1 protein-coding gene is annotated in these 511 nt (G+C 58.1%); it reads left to right on the top strand.

Going from position 1 to position 511, the window contains the following annotated elements:
- Positions 1-208 (top strand): carbohydrate porin (locus KUG39_RS14800; protein ID WP_216916036.1); only part of this gene is annotated, 208 nt, incomplete at its 5' end.
- Positions 209-511 lie beyond the last annotated feature (303 nt).

Raw genomic sequence — 511 nt, 5'->3', positions numbered from 1 at the left:
CGCCGCCGCGACCGCCATCGTCGATGGCAACTACGCCTGGGAGTGGTGGTACAAGTTCCAGGTCACCGACAACATCAGCGTGACCCCGGCTCTCTACTACCTGAGCGCTCCTCTGGGTCAGGTCTCCAAGAACGTTGGCGCGATCGGAACCTCCGGTACCGATTTCAACAACTTCGGCGGCTTCATCAAGACCACCTTCAAGTTCTGATCCTTCGGGATTCACTTCTCTCACAATCTCCTCAAACTCGCCCGGCTGCTATGCAGTCGGGCTTTTTTGTGTGTTGCCGAACCGGGTGACTTGGGGCACTTGGTCGAGCGTTACCTGAGCCTGACTCGTCGCTTGCAGCGCAAGAAACAGGATCTATACTTCGCCGTGTTCCGTCATGGAACAGCGCTCCTTATTGTGTGAGGAATCCATGAAGCCCTTCCAGCAACTGCTGGTTGCTCCTGCAGCTCTCGGCCTGCTCGCCCCCGTGGCGGTTCAGGCGGCTGAGCTCAACATCGACAGCGT

This window comes from Synechococcus sp. CCAP 1479/10 (assembly GCF_019038515.1).
GTDB lineage: Bacteria > Cyanobacteriota > Cyanobacteriia > PCC-6307 > Cyanobiaceae > Cyanobium.
The sequence above is the reverse complement of the archived record's forward strand: the minus strand, read 5'-3'. Positions and strand labels throughout refer to the sequence as shown.